Source organism: Chelativorans sp. AA-79, assembly GCF_029457495.1.
Taxonomy (GTDB): Bacteria; Pseudomonadota; Alphaproteobacteria; order Rhizobiales; family Rhizobiaceae; genus Chelativorans.
Window position 1 is genome coordinate 162,186 of the sequence record NZ_CP120363.1, and the last position, 20,094, is coordinate 182,279.

Below are 20,094 nucleotides of genomic sequence, written 5' to 3' on the forward strand. Positions count from 1 at the left end.
CAGTCTTTCTCGTCGAGCAGAATGCCCGAAATCGACGTCAATCGTGCCTGCGCTCGAAATCTCGCGCACCATTGTGAGACTGGCTGAATCGGATTTCGTGAGACTACGCAACATGGCGTGTAGTCTCACGATATCTGAATCGCCTGCGCATCGCAGCGCGGCTGGGGCGGCAGTCCCACCCCGGGCGCCGCCGCCGAGTTTTCGGCAAGCGCAGCATCGATCAGGCGCGCCCGAACACACTCCCGCTTTCGCCGAGGCAGCTCTTCCGCTGCGATTCAGCGCGGATCCGCCAGAATTTGACGGGCCAGGCGCTCGTATTCGGCCGCCGAGCGCTGCTGCTGAACGTGCGACCGTCGGCTTGAGCTTGAGAGGCGTATCTGTCGTGGCGCGGCCCGCCGCACCAGATGCGCGGCGGCAGGCGGCAGCGTACCGTCGACGCGCAGTTCAGGGCCGAAAACATCGTCGAGAGCCAGCAGCGTGACGACGCGCCACCGTACCGGCAACAGGCCGAGCGGAGTTTTGGCGCCGACGGCATGCCGGACGACATTGGGGCAGCGCCAGCCCACTTCGTTGAACCACAGCGCCAGCACCGGCCGCGCGGCGGCCGGATGATCGAGCGGCGCCCAGAGGTTCGCAAGCGCCTTCTCGAACTGCTCCTGCTCGGGATTTTTACCGTTGACGCTCGCCGCGATCCGCTGCTGGGTGGCCAGCGCCGTCGCCACGAGGGCGGAATCGTGCGGCCGATCGCCCTCCCCTCCCCCATCGGTCAGAATCAGTCCGCAATAGCTGCAGACAGGCTGCGCGCGGCCTTCAAGCAGGCGAAAAGCCACGGAAAGACGCCGGTGGCACGACACGCAGTGATCGTGCAGCAACTCGCCATGAACCGGGCAGATGCAGCGTTCCGCGAGCATCCATCCGGCTCGCAAATAGCCGTCGCGCCCCGCGGATTGATCGGCAGCGAAGCAGGCGAGACAGACCGGGGTCGACCCGGTCACTGTCATCGGTGTCCATTCCGGCCCCCGGCTCGCGTACCATGATCGCGGACGTCGCGGATAGCGCCTGCTCAAAGCCAGGCGTTGCAGTCGCTCGGGGTCGACACCGCACGCCTGCGCCCACACCCTCGTCTGATCCTGTGCTAACGTCCTGTCGTCGATCGACAAGGGCGACGAATAGCAACTGCCGTCGTGGGCGAAATGACCGGCCAACTCCTGCCCCGTAAGGCCATAGCGGCACGCCACCCGCGCCATCCAGGATGACAGCAACTCGTCGCGATAGGGCCGCGGCGCGACAGGCAGACGACCCGGCCCCATCACCCGGCCGCCGCCAGCGGCATCCGCCGGCGTGCCGATTGCGTCATCGACACAAGCGGTAGCACGAGTTCGTCTCCAAAACTCAGCAGGTCGAGCCGTTCCCGTCCCGACCGGATCGCCTCCTCGGCCGCCGTTTCGATCAGCCGGAAAATCCGCGCAGTGACGCCGCTGGTGAGCATGTGGATCCGTTCACGAACCGCGGCGCTTTCGAGGTCAGAAGGCGCGCGTAGCGGCAGAATGCCGGCCAGGCTCTTCAAAAGCCGCGCCAAGGCGTGATCGTTCTTCCAGGGCTTTAGGTGAAACGCCTCGAAGCGCTCGGCGAGCTGCGCGTCGGTGAGCAAGGCCTGGCGCGCCAGATCGGTGCCGGCGCAGACCAGAGGAATCCGCAAATCGTTTGCGAGAAACCGCAGCGCATTCAGAAAAATCCGCTGTTGCCGGTAGGTTCCCGCCAGCATTCCGTTGACCTCGTCGAGCACGATCATCCTGGCGCCGACGGTGCGTAGCAGCGAACGACAGATGTCCTTCTCACGGGCAAGCGTTCCGCCGACGAGCGCCGGAGCCTGCAGACTGGCCAGCAATTCCCGATAAAGGTCGCGCTCGACCGGCTCCGAGGGTACCTGCGCCACGACGACCGGTCTGTTCGTAACGCCGGTCGACTGGCAGAAAGTGGCCGGGTGCGCGCGCTCGAACTTGCGGACGATCTTGGTCTTGCCCATGCCGGTGTCGCCATAGATCAGCAGGCAAGGCATGCGGTCGCGCGGCGGATAGGCCAGCAACGCATTCAAACGGACGAGCGCGGCTTCCGCCTGCTCAAAACCAATCCAGCGGTCTGCCTTGATCCAGGCAATGCGCTCTTCGTCAGGCAGCCCGGCAGAGCGGCGGTAGCACTCGTCGAGGTGCTCGTAGGTCCCCTCCCCTCTCACGACCATTCCTCGACGGCATAGACGGGGACCTTGCTCCAATCGATCGGCCGGTCGTCCTCAGCTTGCTTGGGCTCGTTTGGTGCGGGCGATTTGTTTGAAGCGGCAGAGCCGAGCGCGCGCTCACGCTTCTCCGCCAGCTGCCGCGCCGCCTTGGTGCGCAAGGTCGCCTCATCGACCAGTACGCGCTGGGCCTCGATGGTCTCGAAGATCAGCTGCTCGTCGACCAGCGCCAGACCGCGCTCCCGCAGGGCGGTCCGGGCGCGGCGATGCTCGCCGAGCGTGATCGGCGGGCGCCGCAGATCGGCAAAGCGGACCGGCCAGCGCATACCGTCCGGAGCACGCACGAAAACTTTCGAAAGATCGCGCGGATCGTAGGAAACGCGCAGCGGCCGATCGAGCCGGCCGGCCCAGATGCTCAGCACGTCATCCCAGTAGCGAAGACCGAACAGGTGAATGCCATCACGCCGCACCAGCCGCTCCACGCTGGGCAGGAAATCGACCATGAAACCCGCGAGATCATAGGGATGACGCACCGGCCTGACACGGCGGGCCGCGGCCTCATGCCATGCTGCAAGCGGCGGAATCCCCAGCGTTCCATGCCGATCGGCGTGATAGCGCGTGATTTCGAGCGCCATCCATCGCTCCAGTTCATCGAGCGTCATCGCTGCATTGGCGTCCGAATCGTAGCCGCCGCGCTCGTCGATGTCGCTGAAGGTCGTGCCAGGCAGGAGGTGGACGGCGCCCATCATGGTGCCGATCAGCCGCTCGATATGCCCGCCATAGTGGGGCGTGGCGACCGGACGGTGGATGAGGTCGATGCCATATTCCTCGGCGCCGCGCCGCAGCGCGCGCGACCGGAATTCCTTGGCGTTGTCGACGTGGATCGCGTCCGGAACCCCGGAGATCGGCCATTCCGCATCGATCCCCACCCTGCGAGCCAGGCCTCTTTTGGCTGCACGAGGTGCTGGATCGCGAGCGCCACCGAGACCGTCGACGGCGCCTCGAGCGTCAGGTAGAAGCCCGCGATCATGCGGCTCGCGATGTCGATGGCAAGCGTCAGCCACGGCCGCTGCAGTGGCCGGCGATATCGGCGATCGACGACAATGACATCGACCAGCGTGTGGTCGATCTGGACTACGTCGAACGCGCACTCGGCGGTATATTCTCCCGGCACCGGCCGGAAGCGATCGCGTGCTGCCTTCGAGCCTTCCCGTGCCCTGGTAAGTTCGGCGGGGTCCGTGGCCACGATCCGCGCCTTCACCGCATGCCAGGATGGTGCGCGCACGCCACGCGAGCGGCAGAGCCCGCGGATCTCCTTCTGCAGCCGACTGATGCTTGGTTTCTGGCGCGTCTTGTAGAAGTCCCGGAGCGCTTCGGCGATTACCGCTTCGGTCTCGTCCGGCAACCGGCGGCTGCCTTTTCTCGTGCCCGCCGGACGCGGCAGCAGCGAACTCGTGACCGGATGCTCCCGATAAGCCCTGATCAGCTCGTAAAGTCGGGTTCGCCTGAGGCCGAGCTCACAGCAAGCCCGGAAGAAATCGGATCGGCTTGGGCTATCGAGCGAAACGAGCCTTCGGATCACGATCTCCCTTGCAACCGCCTCATTCCAGGCGGCATCATCGACCGTGTCCTTGTCGGGCCCGTGAACCACAGCGGCCTCGCCGTAAAGTTCGTCCGCTCGAATGTTACAAAAATCCGCTGATTCGGCTAGAATCCGGCAATGAACTCCAAATATGATTCGCGCCAGATCAATAAGTTGTCGTCCGTTGACGAAACGCGAGCGACAGCCCCTGTCGTCGAGCAGAAGCCCAAAAATAGCGCCGAGCGACCCTCGGAACCGTCCCACAGCACGGGGCCGGCGGACAATGTTTCAGCCGCGCGGGTGTCGGCCGAACCCGCCGCGGCGGATTCCGACGACCTGCCCGACATCGTCGATCTCGTCATGGAGATGGGCCGCGCGCCGGAAGAGCCGTCCGCCGAAGCCGCCTCCCCTCTTCCGGCCGTCGCCAATCCTCGACTGCCGGCGCATCTCGATGCGCTCGCCGGCCGCGCACGCGATTATGTCGAGGCCGCGAGCTCGGCCAACACGCGCCGCGCTTACGCCGCCGACTGGAAGCACTTTTGCGCCTGGTGCAGGCGTCAAAATCTTGATCCCCTGCCGCCGGATCCACAGGTCGTCGGGCTCTACATCACCGCCTGCGCGTCCGGAACGGCGACCGGCGAAAAGAAGCCGAACTCCGTCTCGACGATCGAGCGCCGCCTGTCATCGCTGACGTGGAACTATACGCAGCGCGGCCAGCCGCTCGACAGGAAGGACCGCCATATCGCGACCGTCATGGCCGGCATCCGCAACAAGCATGCCGCCCCGCCCCGGCAGAAGGAGGCGGTGCTGCCCGAAGATCTGATCGCCATGCTGGAAACGCTGGATCGCGGCACCCTGCGCGGCCTGCGGGATCGCGCCGTGCTGCTTCTCGGCTTCGCTGGTGGCCTGCGCCGCTCCGAGATCGTCGGGCTGGATGTCGGCCGCGATCAGACCGAGGACGGTCGCGGCTGGATCGAATTCTTCCCGGACAAGGGCGTGCTGGTGACGCTGCGCGGCAAAACCGGCTGGCGCGAGGTCGAGATCGGGCGCGGCTCCTCCGACGCCACCTGCCCGGTCGTGGCGCTGCAGACCTGGCTGAAGCTCGGCCGCATCGCCCATGGGCCGCTGTTCCGCCGCGTCACTGGCCAGGGCAAGGCGGTCGGCGCCGAGCGGCTCAACGACCAGGAGGTCGCCCGTCTGGTCAAGCGCACCGCGCTGGCCGCCGGCGTGCGCGGCGATCTGTCCGAAGGCGAGCGCGAACTGCTGTTTTCCGGGCATTCGCTGCGCGCCGGCCTCGCCTCCTCGGCCGAGGTCGATGAGCGTTACGTGCAAAAACAACTCGGCCACGCCTCCGCCGAGATGACCCGCAAATACCAGCGCCGGCGTGACCGGTTTCGGGTCAACCTTACCAAGGCGTCGGGGCTTTAAAACTCCCCTCCCCTCCCCCGGGCCGGATCAGGACGTGCGCTCTCGTTGTTTTCGTTCCGAGTCTCTTCGCCTTTTCCAGTCGTCCCAATCGACCGGCTCCGAGCTGACGACACTGAGATCCGCCGGTTTGAAGTGCTCTGTGAAGAGAACGAGGTTCTGACACGGCCATCGCGCGCTTGGCGCCAGAATGCCATCGAATCCGAGGAAGGCGGCCACATCTCCAATCTCCTGCGTGCGCTCATAGGAGAGAGAGCCATAGGTCTCCGGCGTTACCCCAAGTGCCTTCAACTCGGTCAGGTTGGCTATCCGTAACGTCCTTTTGGTGCGGACCGAGATCCGATGGAGGACCGATCGAATTTTGGAAGGAAAGACGGGCTGGCGGCTTAAATGAAAGTGGATCTCCTCAAGCGAACCTTCCCGCTCCAGCGAGGTATAGAGCACATCGAACGAGCCCGGATCCCAGCGGGCACCAGCTGGATAGCCAAGCAGCGGCTCGCGCTCCTCGCGGACAATACGCCAGACATCCCCCTCGAATGACACGCCCTTGTGCGTGTCAAGCAGGTCAAGCAGTTCGAGATCTCGCGCTCGTCGCTCCACGCGCCGCCTCAGATGTAGGCGCCGGCGTCGAGGCGTTCGATCACCGCTAGGACTTCCTGGGTACGATCCGCGTTAATGAGATCGATCGCCCGCTCATTGTTGAGAAGCGGATGGCGTGAATGCAGCCAAAGTCGGGTTTCATCGGCAGTGTAAAAGTCAGACAGGCGGTCAACAACGTACCGCAGATCGGCAATGACCGTCTGGGTTCGAAGATTTGGAGAGCCGTTGCCGTGCGACCACCGCGACACAGTTGCGGTCGACACATCGACAATGTTGGCGATGTCCTTGCCCTGCAGGCCTCCCCGAGACCGAAGATCGTCCAGAATTCGTGCTACAGCTGTGCTCATGTCATTTACCTGCGGTGCGAAGCTACGCTCGCACCCCTCCCCTGTCGCCGCGGTGGAACGGGTGCCCTTGGCTGGCCGGCAATCGTGCCGTTCAAGGATTCCAGCACCGCATGCATCTTTTCCAGCCGGTCGCTACTGCGTTGCAGAAGCTTAGACAAGCCTTCATCCGATAACTTGAGCTTCGCAGCCAACCGCGCGACCCGCCCTGCGGCCGCCAGCTCTTTTTCAAGGAAGTGTTGCGGACGCCGTGTCTCCGGCACCGATGATAATTCTCCGATCTGACGCGCGCGCTGGCGTAGATAGTGCGCCTTCGGATCCTTCAACGTGTCGCTCAGACCATTCGGACAGCAAGACCGATCGTGGCAGCTCAGCAAGGACCTGGCCCCCTGTGCCGCCATTAAGGCGTCGACCTGTTTCACGCTGAGCAGGCGATCGAGACCGCCGATCAGCACCCGCTTCTCACGCCCGCCGCCGCCGGTTTGAGGCGGCTTCGCCCAATCGCTGGCATCGAAGCGTTCCTTCTCCGCAACGCCATGGCAAATCCCGCCGGCAGCGCCGAAAGCGGCGATGGCGACGCCCACAAGGCCTCCGACACCATCGGCGACAATAGGAACTTCCAGCCTATGAAAATCCATCATCGCGGCGATGTACCGCCGCAATCCCATCGGGGTGGCGTCAGCGCCGAAGCCGGAGATGCGGAACCACAAATTGTCGAACGGCACATTCTTCAGTGCCGCTATGAACGCTCTGCGCTGAGCAGGATCACGAAGGGACGCATTCTTGATCATCAACGAGTAGTCGATGCCGATGTGCTTGCCCCCTTCAGCGTCAAGCGCGCGGCGCAGCGCGGCGGTCGCCTCGCAGTCGAGTGCAAAGAGCTGGTCCGTCGAGCCGTTAAGGACATGCGAGGGTGCCTGCACGGCATGAAAGCCGTACTTCACCGCAAAGCGGGCTATTTGTCCGATGACGTCCCGGTCCGCGTTCGGTCGCAGATCATCCGCCGTCAAGACACTCTCCGGATTTGCCCAAGGCGCCGCCCTCGCCGCGCCTCCAAATCGGCCGATCGACGAGAGTTCGGCGACGTTGGTATCCAGGATCAGTTCGCCGCCGGCATCCGAAAGGGCGGTAAGAAGATCGTGCTGCCTGAGCGCCGCCGACGCTTCCACGACAGCACGGTGAACCATCATCTTCCCCGAGCCCAACAGTGTCTCAAGCTGCCGGTGACCGCTTGTTCCCAGGCGCAAAAAGTGACCGACCGGTTTTGGCTGGCCATGCAGGTAGACGACGTTCTCGCTCATGTTCGTGCTCCTGCCCGCAATTTACGTTTTGATTTCACCTATGTCAAGCTAAGAAATCATTATGCAACTCGGGGCTACTGAGATGCGTTCATCCGATCGGTTATCCGTATCTTCTATGTTTGTAAATTCGGCTTCAATGCGGCTCTCAGGCTGTCATTTGTCACAGTGGACTGCACTGACAGGACAAAGCTGTCTTCAGTAGGGGTGACCGGCGCAGTCGAGCGCCCCAGCAACCAGAAGCGGTGCCAGCACTGGAATTCCCAGGCTTTCGAGGGTTTCGTCAGTTTGAGCGACGAACCGTGCGCTGCGTGGCTGATGATTGAGCATCCGACGCAGATCGATCGCAACATCGGCGTTTTCACGGGCGAGCATGGTGATCTTTTCGATTTGGACCGATATTTGCTCGAAATCCCGAGAGAGGACGCCGGCGCGTGATGCTCCGGTCACCGACGGGCCTGCTGATATCTTCACCGGCTTGAACCCCGCCCGGATCAGCGGCTGCAAGGCCAATGCCGCGACTTTCAAGACGTTGGCCCGCTCGAGGCGACCCAGCTTCTCGTAAATGCCCCAGCGCCCCACGGCGTGGCGATAGGGCAGACCTGCAGCCGCCCACGCCGCCTCGATCTTCGGGCGTGCCGGATCCTTCATGCGACGCGGCCGGCAGATCTCATCAATCACGCCTCGTAGAACGCGAAGCCAAAGACCACCGTGAACATTGCGGCCACCAGGCAATTGTACCCTGCCCTTCGTAATGGCCTGCAGGGTCAGGCCGTCGAGCGAGGCGAGTTCTGCAGCAGCTTCTTGGGGAACTGGATATTCGGATTGCTCGGCGGGACTGGCAGCCTGCAGCAGGACGCCATGCTCCGGACAACTCGCCATCCAGTTCGCTCGCCAGTGTAGACGGCCAAACCTCTGCCTATCTCTCCGCAGGCAGTCAATGCATCCGATCATCTTACCGCCGGCGAGATCTCCGGAAAGCCAAGGGAGCCACCAAGCATCCCGCACCGGGCGCACCCGCAGGGCTGGGTTTTCGAAAGCACCGAATTGACAACAATAGGAGGGAAAGATGTCATTTTGCGGCGCCAGCCTGTCCAGCAGATAGGGTACGTAGGCCGCCATTGTCATTGCCCGGATTCGACCGGAAGCCACACCGGTGCGTTCCGCCAGCTTCCTGATCAAGGCGGCGGATGGCCAGAAATCGACCAGCCGGATATCCAGCCTCTTGATCCTCAAGGCGGCCTCAGCGAATTCGCCGGCGCCCATGTCATATGCATCTGCGAGCCGCCATAGCCATGACGACAGAGCTTCTAGCGGCAATGGCTGAGGATGTATTGGCAGCCTCGTCGCCATCGTCAGGTCAGCAGCTTCTCAGTCAGGCGCCGCCGCTCTGCCGGACCGTAATATTTCATCAGTTGGAGTGACCGCTGATTGATCGCCTCCTCTCCACTTTCCACCGCAGCGACAGCCGCCGAACGCAGAAGAGCAGCGATTTCGCCGATTGTCCCGCCGGTGCGAGCCAAGACCCAGCGCTGCAGGTCGGCCGAGTTGAGAAATGAGGGTTTTCGAAGCGGAAACGTCGCCACAAAACTCTGGATCAGCCGGCTGAGCTCGTCACCCTCCTCCCATACCGGCAGGATGATCGGATGGAACCGGTTCTCAAGCTGCGGATCGGTACGGATGGCGAGGTAGGCGTCCCGGGTCCCTGCCCCCACGACCGGGATCCGCAATTCGTTGCCGAGGAAACGCAGCAAATTGAGGAACTCACGCTGCGCCGGCGACGTACCGGCGAGAATGTTGTGCAGCTCGTCAATGATGAGGACCTTGGTGCCCACCCTTTTGAGAATGGACAACGCCTGCGCCTCGAGATCATGCTTGCGGGCGGTTCTCCGGACCGGCGCTCCCAGGACCTCCAGGAGATGCTGGTAGAACCGCGCAACACCCGGATCGGTCAGCATCTGCACGACGACAACGGGAATGTCTTCCTCGTCACGGCCGGGCAAGGCCGCTGGCGTATGATCCCGTCGAAACTTCTCGACAATCATCGATTTTCCGTTGTTGGTCGGCCCCAGCAGGAGAAAGCACTGCGGTCGAACGCGTCCGGGCTCGTTCTCTATGGCCGTGCGAAGTAGATCGAGTGCGGCTTGTGCATGGGGATAGCCAATCCACCACTGCCCCCGGATGAACGCAATTCTTTGGGCGTCGTCTTCCGCGGCAACCGTTCGCAGGTCTGGAGCAAGGTGGTTGAGATCCGTTGTCACCATTTTTCCACCGGAAATGGCGGTGGGACGGTAGCCAGATCATCACCGTCGCTTTCATTTCCGATGGTCGGCAGAGCAACCACACAATCCACCGGCGCCTCGGGGGTTGGAGTCTGTCGCGCCAACTGCCGCCGCGCCGCTCTGGATTTCCGTGCCGCGGCTTTCACCAGCCCGCGCTGCTGCTCTACCGTCCTGAAGATAACCTCTTCATCGACCTCGGCCCGACCGCCAGCCTTGATCATTCGAACGGCCTGGCGATGCTCAAAAAGCGAGATTCCGGGCCGCTCCAGACGCCGGCAGGGCACTTTCACATAGCTGCGGCCGTCTGGCTCGAGCACGAAAATCTGCGACAGGTCGCGGGGATCGCGGCGGATCAGGAAGGATCGGCAGCGATCCCGGTTTGCGATCCATGGGCGCAGAACGTCGGAATAGTAGGTGATGTAGTCGAGCGTGAAGCCATCCCGTTGGATCGTTCGTCGCACCACCGGAAGGAAATCGACCAGAAATTCCCGGCCATTGCCGACTGCTCGCGGGGCACCATGCTCGGCAATGCCGCGCTTCCACCGTGCCAGCGGCGGTTCCATGATCCCTTCGTGGACCTCTTGATGATATCGACCGGTGATCGCCAGAGCCAGCCAATGCTCCAGTTCGGACAGGGTCAGAACCGCTGCAGCGTCGCTGTCATAGGTCCCACGTTCGGCCGGATTCGAGAACGTCGTACCCGGCAGATCGTGCACCAGGCCCATCAATGTGCCGATCAGGCGTTCGATCACGCCGCCAAAATGCGGTTGGCCCTTCGGACGGTACTCCAGGTCGATCCCATGCTGCTGACAACCGCGTGCAAGAGCTTCGCCATGAAACTCCGCCGCGTTGTCGAGATGCAGGAGACGCGGAATACCGGCGATGGGCCACTCGGTATCCAGACCGAGACCTTCGAGATAAGATTGCTTCTCGATGCCGGTGTGAGCGAGGCACAATCCAACGCTGGTGGCCGATGGGGCTTCGAACGAGACCAGAAAGCCGGTGATGCAACGGCTATAGACGTCAATCGCCACCGTCAGCCACGGCCGCCCGACCGGCAAGCGGCTGACTTCGTCCACCAGGATGATATCGATCGGCGTGTGGTCGATTTGAACAACATCAAGAGGTGCGTGCGATATCGGTCCATGTCCGGCTGCCGAGGTCAACCGTCGTGCGGAAGTGCTGCCTGGGCCCTCACGGCGGCGGGCAACCTCTTCGGCGCGAATAGTCTCAAGACGGCGGCGGATGGTTTTCGCGGATGGAGCCACCAATCCGGCCTTCTTGCAGCGAAGTTGAACTTCCTCGACGAGCCGAACGATCCGACGCTTTTGCCGCGTCAGGTAGGTGTCGTAGATTGCAGCGGTGACAATGTCGTCGACGCGGGCCGGCATTCTCGATCTGCCTCGGCCGCCGGATGGCTTTCCCGGAGCCAGAGAACTCATCACTCCACCCGATGCCCGGAAACGAGCGACGAGTGCGTATATGGTTCGAGAGCTGATCCCCAAAAGATCGGCTGCGGCTCGCGCATCGACGGCTGAGACAACTTCCTGGGCCGCCAGGGGCGCTATCACGGGATAGCGGCGTTGCGCCTCCTGTCGTGCCTGGGCGGACAGCGAAAGCGTACCGCGTTCGGCAATCCGATCAGCATCTTCCTTCAGCTCTGCCAAAGGCCCTCTCTCACGCGCCACCCGAATCGCAGACATTGAAGGGAAGTATGGGCAATTTATGCTATATAGTGAAGACAACTATGGGGAATCAGGGGCCGACGGGTGTGACCATGGCCATCGCTAAGGTATTGATTTTCTGCGTTCCGCATTGAAGCTAACTTTGACAAATGACACTCAAATGGCCAGTCCACGCACCCAGCCCCTCTCCCCTCCCCTTCCGCGCCGCCTGATCGGCTATGCACGGGTTTCGACCGAGGACCAGCTCAACGATGCCCAGGTCGACGAACTCAAGGCCAGCGGCTGCCGCGTCGTTCACCAGGAGCATGGATCCGGCGCCTCGCGCTCAAGGCCGGTGCTGGGCAAGCTGATACGCGAGATCGCCGCCGGCGACGTTCTCGTCGTCGTGCGGCTCGATCGTCTCGCCCGCTCCGTCAGTCACTTGCTGGAGGTCATCGAGCAACTGGAGGCGCGCGGCGCACACTTCCGCTCGCTGCGCGACCCGATCGACACCTCGACGCCACAGGGCATGTTCTCGCTACAAGTGCTCGGGGCGGTCGCCCAGCTCGAGCGCGCGCTGATCGCCGAACGCACCAAGGCGGGCATGAAGGCGGCCAAAGCGCGCGGCCGGCTGGCCGGCAATCCCGGGCTTCGCGAACGCCGCCCCGAAGCCGTCCGGGCGATATCCGCGGCACGCCAGCGCGCCTACATCGACGATCTCATCACCTCGGCGCAAACCTGGCTTCCGACCGTGCGCCGCTTGCGGCCTCAACACAGCTGGGACGACGTGGTGCGGGTGTTGAACCGAAAAGGGCACGACTGGACGATCGAGCGGCTGCGGCGCGCGGTGCATCGGCTGGTGCGCGAGCGCATCGCCGAGCCCGCGCTGATCAAACGCGCCCCGCGCCGGCCGCCGGAGGACCGGTTGATGACCCTCGTCGCCGGTATCGCGATCGCCGACCCGGACCTTACCCTGCTCGAGATCGGCGCCCAGCTGGAACGGATGCACGAACGCACGCCGCGTGGCGGGCGCCAATGGCAACCCTCCTCGGTCAAGGCGCTGCTGGACCGGGCGCGTCGGCTCGGGCTCGTGGTGCCCGATCCAGCGCGTCGGTCATGAGGCGCGCCAGCGCGTGCTCTCGCACAGCCCGGTCAGCGCCCTGCATGGCCTTCCATTCAGCGCTGGCGAGGATCTCGTCGGCCAATGCGCGATATTCGGCGTCCGAGCGCGGCTTGTACGTCACGACGGGGCGCTCGACATTCTGCGGCCGACGCACGACCCGGCGCGCGGCAGAGGGCGCCAGATCGTCTTGCGCGAATTTTTCCGCCAGAAAGACGGGCGGCGGCCCGATGCGGCTTCTGGCATCGGCCAAGTCCAGCAGCCGGGCGATCCCGAACAGGGTCAGCATGCGGCCTGACAATCCAGCGGTGGCGAGCGGCTCGGTGCAATCGACCGGCATGTCTTGGGCGCTCGGGCGCGGCTTTCCCATCCATGCGATGAATGGCTTCCCGTCCGGCTGCGACGGCGACCACAACAGCCGCGCGGCGCGCATGATGTTGCCGGCCATCGCGCCCTGTGGCTCCTTGTCGACGGCCAACGCCACGGTCTCGGCGAGTTCAAGCAGGAAGCTTTGTCGCCCCGAAACGGCCATGCCAGCACGCCCGAAAGACACGGGAGCCGAACAGATTCCGCAGACCAGACGCCCCCTCCCCTCTCGGCAATCGAAGCGGAATCCCGTGCGGGCAAAGCAATGCCGACACGTGTCCTGCAGCGGGATCAGATGCCGAAAACAGACAATTGCTTCGACCCGAGACCACACGCCGCGAAGATAGTGATCCCGGCCGGCAGCACCGTCCTCGTCGAGGCAGGCGGGACAGACGCCCTGGTGCCAGCGATCGTGGACGTACCAGCCTTCGGTGCGCCCCTGCTGCCGTAGAGCCATCCGGGCAAGTCGGGCCGTATCCATTCGGCAGGCGCGGGCCCACAGCAAGATCATTGCGTGGCCGGGATCGAAGTCCCGCCCTGTCAAACCGGCTCGCCCGCCGAAAGCGACGTCCGGGCCGAGCCAGCTTTCTATGTCGTGCAACGTGCATCCGTAGCGGCAGGCCACCCGCACCTGCCAGGAGGAGAACAACTCATCGTCGAATGGCCGCGGCGCGAGGGGCAGCACGCGGATCGGTGTCACCGGCTCGCACGGGGATGGAGCCCCTTTTCCATGTGGCGCGTCATCGTCACAAGTGGCAGGACGAGATCGTCCCCGTCGAAACTGTCGACGGTGATGCACTCGCTGCCACTGCGGATCGCCTCGACCGCCACTGTCTCCATCAGACGAAAGATCCTCACCGTCACGCCGTCGGTCAGACCGAGCACCTTTCGGCGGACGGCAGCCGTCCCCAATTCCGACGCACGGCGCAGCGGCAAGATCCCGCCCAGGCTCGACAGAAGCTGGGAGAGCTGGGAATTATCGGCCCAGCGGTCGAGGTGGAAGGCTTCGAAACGCTCGGCAAGCTGAGGATCGGTCAGCAGCGCCTGCCGGGCCAGATTAGTCCCGGCGCAGATCAGGGGGACCTTCAGGTCGTTAGCGAGAAAACGGATGACGTTGAGAAAAATGCGCTGCTGGCGGAAGCTGCCAGCAAGCATGGCGTGGATCTCGTCGATGATCAGCATGCGCACGGACATGCTGCGCAACAGGCTCCGGCAGACCTCCTTCAGGCGATAAGTGGAGTCCGTCATTGGCCCCGGCGCGCCGAGCGCGCTGAGAAGTTCGCCATAGACATCCCTCTCCAGCGGTTCGGCCGGCATCTGCATGGCCACGACGGGCATGCTGGTGATGCCTGTCCCGCGGTCGAAACTGGCCGGATGATCGCGCAGGAATTTGCGGATGATCTTGGTCTTGCCCATGCCGGTGTCGCCATAAAGCAGCAGGCAGGGCATGCGGTCGCGCGCGGGATAGGACAGCAAGTCCTCCAGCCTAGCCAGTGCTGCGTGCGCCTGGGCGGTCTCCAGCCAGCGGTCCGCCCGGATCCAGGCAATCCGTTCGGCGTCGCCAAGCGCGGCATGCGGCCGATAGGTCGGCAGCAGATGCGGATAGTCGCTCAAGACCATTCCTCCACGGCCAACGACGGCAAATCGGTGTCGCATTCTTCGTCGTGGGCGATGTCCGGCACGGCAAAGTTTTTGTCCCCCGTCGCCATCAACGATCGATCCCGACGCTCGACATGCCGGCGCGCGCTCCTGGTCTTATGCCCGGCTGCGTCGACGAGTTGCCGCTGCCGTTCGACGGTGTCGAAGATCAGCTGCTCGTCCACGGCCTTGACGCCGCGCTCTTTCAATTCCGCGCGGGCCATGCGGTGTTCGCCGAGCGTAATGCGCGGGCGCCTGAGGTCGGCAAACCGGACCGGCCAATTCGTGCCGTCGGGGCCTTCCACAAAAACGCATGACAGGTCGCGCGGATCGAATCTGACGCGCATTCGACGAGCAGACCGGCCTGCCCATGGACTCAAAACATCGTCCCAGTAGCGAAGTCCGAACAGATGCACGCCGTCGCGTCGGATGCTGCGCTCCTCGAAGGGCAGGAAATCCTGGAGAAAGCGCTCGCGGTCATGGGGCAGTCGCAGGGAGTGCCGACGTGACGCAACAGCGTCGTCCCACGCGCTGACGGGCGGCAACTGCAAGCTGCTGTGGATCTCTGCATGGTAGCGACCGACGATCTGAAGCGCGAGCCATTCTTCCAGTTCGTCGAGCGTCATTGCGGCATGTTTTTGCGGATCGTAGGAGCCGCGCGCGGCGACGTTGCTGGACGTCGTGCCGGGAAGCAGGTGGACCGCACCCATCATCGTGCCGATCAGCCGCTCGATATGGCCTCCATAGTGCGGACGCAGGACCGGCCGGTACTCAAGGGCGATGCCGTGTTCTGCCGTCCCTCGGGCCAGCGCCCTTCCATGGAATTCCTTGCCGTTGTCGACGTGGATCATGTCAGGCAGCCCGAAAACCGGCCACGCCGCCTGAATATTCCGAGCCTCGAGCCAAGGCTCCTTCGGCATCACCATATGCTGGACGCAGAGCGCGACAGACGCCGCCGACGGATTTTCCAACGTGAGGTAGAACCCCGCCACCATCCGGCTTGCGATGTCGATAGCCAGCGTCAGCCAGGGTCGCTGAAGGGGCCGACGATGCACGGCATCAACGATAAACAGATCGACCAATGTATGGTCGATCTGGACGATGTGAAGCGCGTGATCGGCGCGATATTCCTGCACCACGGGGTCAAAACGCTCACGCGCCGCCCGGGCTCCTTCTCTGTCGCGCACCAGCGCCCGCAGGTCCGCCTGATCGACGCGGGTCCGGACGGCGTTCCATGATGGTGGTATCAGGCCACGCCTATGGCACAACTCGCACACCCGATCATGAAGCGCGCTCACCGTGGGTCGTTCTCGCCGGCGGTACGTGTCGCGCATCGCCGTCTCGATGAGTTCCTCCATTTCCTCCGTCAGCAGCCGTCTTCCCTTCTCGGGACCAGGGCTGACGCTGAGCAGCGAACTCGTCACTGGAGTGTGGCGATAGCGGCGAACCAGCTGGTAAAGGCGCGCCCGGCCAAGGCCAAGCTGCCGGCACGCAACCCCGACATCCGCGGGCGACAGCGGGCCTTTTGCGACGAGCGGCCGGATGACGGTCTCCCGCTCCACCGCTTGCCGCCAGCAATCGTCGCCGACCACGAACTTGTCGCGCTTGCCCGCCATCCGTCGTCACCCTCGCCTTCGTCCACCAAATCAGGGTAAGAATCCACCTAACCAGGGCGAATCCACCGATCCAGGGTGAGCGAGAAATGTTAAGAATCAGACACCTACAGTCCAGAGATTCAAAGTGAATGACAGCCCGAACCGTCGATCAAAACTCCGAAAAGCGTATTCATCCCGGCTCCGCTCGATCACAGGAAACACCGCCGGGTGTCGACCGGACCGCACCAACGACCTCGACCGAGCACGATGGGACGATCCCCGACGACTGTCCAGACAGCGAGCTGCCCGACATCATCGACCTCGTCCTGGAGATGGGCCGCACGCCGGAAGAGCCGGCCGAAGCCCCCTCCCCTCTTCCGGTCGTCTCGACCCCGCGCCTGCCGGCACACCTCGACGCGCTGGCCGGCCGCGCGCGCGATTACGTCGAGGCGGCGAGCTCCGCCAATACGCGCCGTGCCTACGCGTCCGATTGGAAACATTTTTCCTCCTGGTGCCGCCGCCAGGGTTTTTCGCTCATGCCGGCCGATCCACAGGCTGTGGGGCTGTACATCACCGCGCTCGCATCCGGCACGGCCACAGGCACAGCGACCGGAGAGAAGAAATCGGTGTCGACGATCGAGCGCCGGCTGTCGGCGCTAACGTGGAACTATGCCCAGCGCGGCCAGCCGCTCGACAGGAAGGACCGCCATATCGCCACCGTCATGGCCGGCATCCGCAACACCCACGCCGCCCCGCCCCGGCAGAAGGAGGCGGTGTTGCCGGAAGATCTGATCGCGATGCTGGAAACGCTCGAACGCGGCAGCCTGCGCGGGCTACGCGACCGCGCCATGCTGCTGCTCGGCTTCGCCGGCGGCCTGCGCCGGTCCGAAGTCGTCGGTCTCGACTGCGGGCGCGACCAGACCGAGGATTCTTCCGGCTGGATCGAATTCCTCGACAAGGGCCTGCTGTTGCGGTTGCGCGGCAAGACCGGCTGGCGCGAGGTCGAGATCGGCCGCGGCTCGTCGGATGCCACCTGCCCGCTCGTGGCGCTGGAGACCTGGCTGAAATTTGCCCGCATCGCGCATGGCCCGCTGTTCCGGCGCGTCACGGGGCAAGGCAAATCTGTTGGTGCCAACCGGCTGAACGACCAGGAGGTCGCCCGCCTCGTCAAGCGCACCGCCTTGGCGGCTGGTGTGCGCGGAGATCTGCCCGAAGGCGAACGCGGGCTGATGTTCGCCGGCCATTCGCTCCGCGCTGGCCTGGCCTCCTCGGCCGAAGTCGACGAGCGTTTCGTGCAGAAGCAACTGGGACACTCGAGCGCCGAGATGACCCGCAAGTATCAGCGGCGGCGCGATCGGTTCCGCGTCAACCTCACCAAGGCGTCGGGGCTGTAGAAAAAGCCCCCTCCCCTCCCCCACACGATCAGCGGAGCGTGGCGGTCAGGTTTTTTGCAGCGACGACAGCACCTCATCCAACACAGCGAGCGCGCTATCCAGGCTGTCGGCGGCCGACGCTTCGTAGTCAGACATGATCATCAGCTGCGCGATGGCACGCGTCACAAACTCCGGATTCAGCCTCTCCAGCCGCTTCCTTGTCCCGGAAACCTCTTCCGGGAATGCACGGAGGGCATCGATAACGGCCTGCAGGTGCGTCCGCGCAGCGGCGGCGATGTCGAAGATGTCGCGCGGCGTGGCTTCCGAGCCTCTGTAATAAACCTTCTTGGCGATAATCTCGGGAATGGTCTCGAGCCGGACCGTACGGCCTTCCACCTCGCGTATCTCGAAGGGCGTCCGCGTCAACGGTCCGGCTACGATGAAGTCGATCTCACCGACGTTCTCGAAGGCGAATTTCTGAAACCGAAGCCCGTCACCCAGATAGTCGGCCGGCATCGTTTCGACATGCAATCGGCTTCTGGACGGGTCGATAAACCCAAGCAATTGCGGGTCGTCGAGAAAAATATCGATATCATGGCTCTCCCGATGTCCGATCTGGACCATCATGGCCGTGCCGCCACCAAACGACCATTCGAAGTCGTAGCCGCCGGCATTTGCGTGGAGCTGGTCGATCAGGTCGAGCGCAATGCGAAAAAGCCGCCGCCATTCGGACGGGCGTCGGCTCCTGCGTTCGGCCATTACGCGGCGAGCGGATAGCTCTCGCCGGACCAGGCAGAGAACTCGACGGCAAAGGCCTTTAGGGCGGGGACCGGAATGCTATGCGCAGCAGCGAACTCGACCTGCTGTGCGACGGGAACCTCGGCGAAAAACGCACTGACATGACCCGGATGCTGCTTGGCCAGTTCGATGTCCGCAAGGCAATGCGCCAGCCCCGCACCGTCCAGTTGATCGCTGTAGGGTGCGTTCACGGTCGTCAGGACTGAAGTCAAGTGCGTGCTCATAGCTCCGATAAAATAGTCGCTTCGGCCTGCTGACACAAGTTCCCGCCCCTCGCTTGCGATGGAGGTCGCTGCCACCAAATAGGCTTCACTATCGGCAATCACCTCATATCGATAGCCGGTCGGGCGAGAGATTGGAGCATCGTCACCAGCGCTTTTTCTTCATTCTGTCGTGCAGCGACTGGCTGATCTCGAGCGAGTTGCCGGGGCCGCCAGCCTCCTGTCCTCGCCCATCACCGGCCGTTGGTTCTGACGTTTCCGGCCGCGCGGCCGCCTTCTCCAGGACGTCCATGCGGGCGTTCAGCAGCGCTGTGATCATCGGCCAGACCGAGAATTTTTCCGCCCGGGCTCGCTCCGTCAGGTCGCGCAGATAGCCGCCGCGGCTGCGGATGTGCTCGGCCCGTTGCAGGATCGCGGCAAGCACGATCGACGCACTTTGCAGGCCCATCACCTCGACCGCGTCCTGCCAGGCGCTGGGGCTCACCCCCATGCTCGGCCGGGCTCGATCAGCCGCGGCGCCAAGATCCCGCCAGGTCCGGATTTGCCCACCCTCGGCATACGGCACGATGTCGGGGCAGGCGCTCAGCACCATGCCCAAGGGCAGATCCCGTCGGGGCAGGCTCCGCACGTTATCGGTATGCTCGGCAGTGCCGCTCGCTTCATCTTTATTTCCTAAGCCGTATTCAGTTTCACCGGTAGGATTAAAGTCTGGGGTTGAATTTTGTATGTGCCGCTCAGTATGAGACTCATTGGCGTTCGAATCTTGTGAATTAACGAACGATTCCAAGGTCTGATGGATGTCGGCCCAGAGGTCTTCCAGTTCGTCTGCAATCCCTTCGATGAGTTGGCGCGGCGCTGTGCGTGGAAGACGGGCGACGATCACTTCGTAGCGGCGCTGAAAGCCGCGCCAGTTTCCTGGAACGCTCTCATTGATCCCGGCCTCGATCATCTTGACGACGTCGCGCCGGCAGATCGTCAGCCGCTCCTTGACCAGACGGAACGCCTTTCGCTCGGCCGCGACGGCTTCCGCCAGTTCCTTGAACTCCAGCGCTCGCGCCAGGATCGGCGAGAGATCGAAGCCGTAGGCCTGCTCGATCGTGCCGCCTTGCCCTTTGCGTGCGAACCGCTTGCCGTTCGGACTGTCACGGCGGATGATCAGCCCGGCAGTCACCAAGATGGCCAGGTGCCGCCTTAGCGTCGCCGGCGACATGCCGTTCGCACGCCGGATGAGTTGCTCGTTTGATGGGAAGACAACCAAGTTGCCCTCCGCGGTAAGCTCCTCCTGGCGATGGAACGTCAGCAGGGCGTTCAAGATCGCGAGGGCGCGATCCGTTGCCCCCAAAGCTTCCTTAGCCTCACGGATATCCCGGAACACCTGCCACTTTGAAACCGTCGTCCCCTTATCGATTGTTTTCGCCGTTGCCTGGCTTGCAATCATGCCAAGCGTCATCGGTCGCCGCCCAAAGGGCGTCGTTGCGGTATGCGTCTGCATCTTCCCTCACCTATCGCAAGGCAAAAGAAACCTGCTCGCCGAATCGACGCCGTGACTCTTGAC

19 protein-coding genes are annotated in these 20,094 nt (G+C 63.6%); 3 read left to right on the top strand and 16 right to left on the bottom strand.

Annotation, left to right across the window (positions count from 1 at the left end):
• Positions 1-275: 275 nt before the first annotated feature.
• Genes PVE73_RS27930 through PVE73_RS27945 form a run of 4 tightly spaced genes read right to left on the bottom strand, consistent with a single transcriptional unit; the run spans position 276 to position 3,884 of the window.
• Entirely contained in the window at positions 276-1,310 is a 1,035-nt protein-coding gene (locus PVE73_RS27930) for a TniQ family protein (protein ID WP_277367818.1), read from the bottom strand.
• Entirely contained in the window at positions 1,310-2,239 is a 930-nt protein-coding gene (locus PVE73_RS27935; protein WP_277367819.1) for a TniB family NTP-binding protein, read from the bottom strand. Before PVE73_RS27935 ends, PVE73_RS27930 begins: the two co-directional genes overlap by 1 nt.
• The gene (locus PVE73_RS27940) at positions 2,230-2,982 is read right to left on the bottom strand and encodes a Mu transposase C-terminal domain-containing protein (RefSeq protein WP_346772432.1); all 753 of its coding nucleotides are present in this window, start codon (positions 2,980-2,982) and stop codon (positions 2,230-2,232) included. Before PVE73_RS27940 ends, PVE73_RS27935 begins: the two co-directional genes overlap by 10 nt.
• A gap of 8 nt (positions 2,983-2,990) precedes the next feature.
• Positions 2,991-3,884: a hypothetical protein gene (locus PVE73_RS27945; RefSeq protein ID WP_277367820.1), complete on the bottom strand. Its 894-nt coding sequence runs from the start codon at positions 3,882-3,884 to the stop codon at positions 2,991-2,993.
• Between the two features lie 291 nt (positions 3,885-4,175).
• Between PVE73_RS27945 and PVE73_RS27950 the strand changes: the two genes are divergently transcribed.
• Positions 4,176-5,243: a site-specific integrase gene (locus PVE73_RS27950; protein ID WP_277367971.1), complete on the top strand. Its 1,068-nt coding sequence runs from the start codon at positions 4,176-4,178 to the stop codon at positions 5,241-5,243.
• A gap of 27 nt (positions 5,244-5,270) precedes the next feature.
• Here PVE73_RS27950 and PVE73_RS27955 read toward each other — a convergent pair whose 3' ends face one another.
• The 6 genes from PVE73_RS27955 to PVE73_RS27980 all read right to left on the bottom strand — a co-directional run bounded on the left by PVE73_RS27955 (position 5,271) and on the right by PVE73_RS27980 (position 11,155).
• The gene (locus PVE73_RS27955; RefSeq protein ID WP_277367821.1) at positions 5,271-5,840 is read right to left on the bottom strand and encodes an RES family NAD+ phosphorylase; all 570 of its coding nucleotides are present in this window, start codon (positions 5,838-5,840) and stop codon (positions 5,271-5,273) included.
• Positions 5,841-5,848: 8 nt separating this feature from the next.
• Complete coding sequence (locus tag PVE73_RS27960; protein ID WP_038655373.1) at positions 5,849-6,187, bottom strand: antitoxin Xre/MbcA/ParS toxin-binding domain-containing protein; 339 nt, start codon at positions 6,185-6,187, stop codon at positions 5,849-5,851.
• Positions 6,188-6,192: 5 nt separating this feature from the next.
• Positions 6,193-7,485, bottom strand: a complete 1,293-nt coding sequence (locus tag PVE73_RS27965) for a hypothetical protein (protein ID WP_277367822.1) — start codon at positions 7,483-7,485, stop codon at positions 6,193-6,195.
• Between the two features lie 195 nt (positions 7,486-7,680).
• The gene (locus PVE73_RS27970; RefSeq protein WP_277367727.1) at positions 7,681-8,835 is read right to left on the bottom strand and encodes a TniQ family protein; all 1,155 of its coding nucleotides are present in this window, start codon (positions 8,833-8,835) and stop codon (positions 7,681-7,683) included.
• A 2-nt stretch (positions 8,836-8,837) separates the two neighbouring features.
• A complete protein-coding gene (locus tag PVE73_RS27975) occupies positions 8,838-9,746 on the bottom strand; it encodes a TniB family NTP-binding protein (RefSeq protein ID WP_277367726.1) in 909 nt (302 codons plus the stop codon).
• Positions 9,740-11,155 carry a transposase family protein gene (locus PVE73_RS27980; RefSeq protein ID WP_277367725.1) on the bottom strand — a complete coding sequence of 472 codons (1,416 nt, stop codon included), beginning with the start codon at positions 11,153-11,155 and terminating at the stop codon, positions 9,740-9,742. Before PVE73_RS27980 ends, PVE73_RS27975 begins: the two co-directional genes overlap by 7 nt.
• 454 nt (positions 11,156-11,609) lie before the next feature.
• On the opposite strand from PVE73_RS27980, the gene PVE73_RS27985 reads away from it, so the two are divergent.
• The gene (locus PVE73_RS27985; protein ID WP_277367823.1) at positions 11,610-12,548 is read left to right on the top strand and encodes a recombinase family protein; all 939 of its coding nucleotides are present in this window, start codon (positions 11,610-11,612) and stop codon (positions 12,546-12,548) included.
• Here PVE73_RS27985 and PVE73_RS27990 read toward each other — a convergent pair.
• Genes PVE73_RS27990 through PVE73_RS28000 form a run of 3 tightly spaced genes read right to left on the bottom strand, consistent with a single transcriptional unit; the run spans position 12,481 to position 16,168 of the window.
• Complete coding sequence (locus PVE73_RS27990; RefSeq protein WP_277367824.1) at positions 12,481-13,614, bottom strand: TniQ family protein; 1,134 nt, start codon at positions 13,612-13,614, stop codon at positions 12,481-12,483. The genes PVE73_RS27985 and PVE73_RS27990 overlap by 68 nt on opposite strands.
• A complete protein-coding gene (locus PVE73_RS27995; protein ID WP_277367825.1) occupies positions 13,611-14,534 on the bottom strand; it encodes a TniB family NTP-binding protein in 924 nt (307 codons plus the stop codon). The genes PVE73_RS27990 and PVE73_RS27995 overlap by 4 nt, the downstream gene beginning before the upstream one ends.
• Positions 14,525-16,168 (bottom strand): Mu transposase C-terminal domain-containing protein, encoded by a 1,644-nt coding sequence (locus PVE73_RS28000; RefSeq protein ID WP_277367826.1) that lies wholly within the window; start codon positions 16,166-16,168, stop codon positions 14,525-14,527. Before PVE73_RS28000 ends, PVE73_RS27995 begins: the two co-directional genes overlap by 10 nt.
• 311 nt (positions 16,169-16,479) lie before the next feature.
• Between PVE73_RS28000 and PVE73_RS28005 the strand changes: the two genes are divergently transcribed.
• On the top strand, positions 16,480-17,541 hold the full coding sequence (locus PVE73_RS28005; protein WP_277367972.1) for a site-specific integrase: 1,062 nt from the start codon (positions 16,480-16,482) through the stop codon (positions 17,539-17,541).
• Positions 17,542-17,586: 45 nt separating this feature from the next.
• Here the strand turns inward: PVE73_RS28005 and PVE73_RS28010 are convergent, their stop codons facing one another.
• From PVE73_RS28010 to repC, 3 genes are all read right to left on the bottom strand, one after another.
• Complete coding sequence (locus PVE73_RS28010) at positions 17,587-18,279, bottom strand: nucleotidyl transferase AbiEii/AbiGii toxin family protein (protein ID WP_277367827.1); 693 nt, start codon at positions 18,277-18,279, stop codon at positions 17,587-17,589.
• On the bottom strand, positions 18,279-18,530 hold the full coding sequence (locus tag PVE73_RS28015) for a hypothetical protein (protein WP_277367828.1): 252 nt from the start codon (positions 18,528-18,530) through the stop codon (positions 18,279-18,281). The genes PVE73_RS28010 and PVE73_RS28015 overlap by 1 nt, the downstream gene beginning before the upstream one ends.
• 154 nt (positions 18,531-18,684) lie before the next feature.
• Positions 18,685-20,031, bottom strand: a complete 1,347-nt coding sequence (gene repC / locus PVE73_RS28020; RefSeq protein ID WP_277367829.1) for a plasmid replication protein RepC — start codon at positions 20,029-20,031, stop codon at positions 18,685-18,687.
• Positions 20,032-20,094 lie beyond the last annotated feature (63 nt).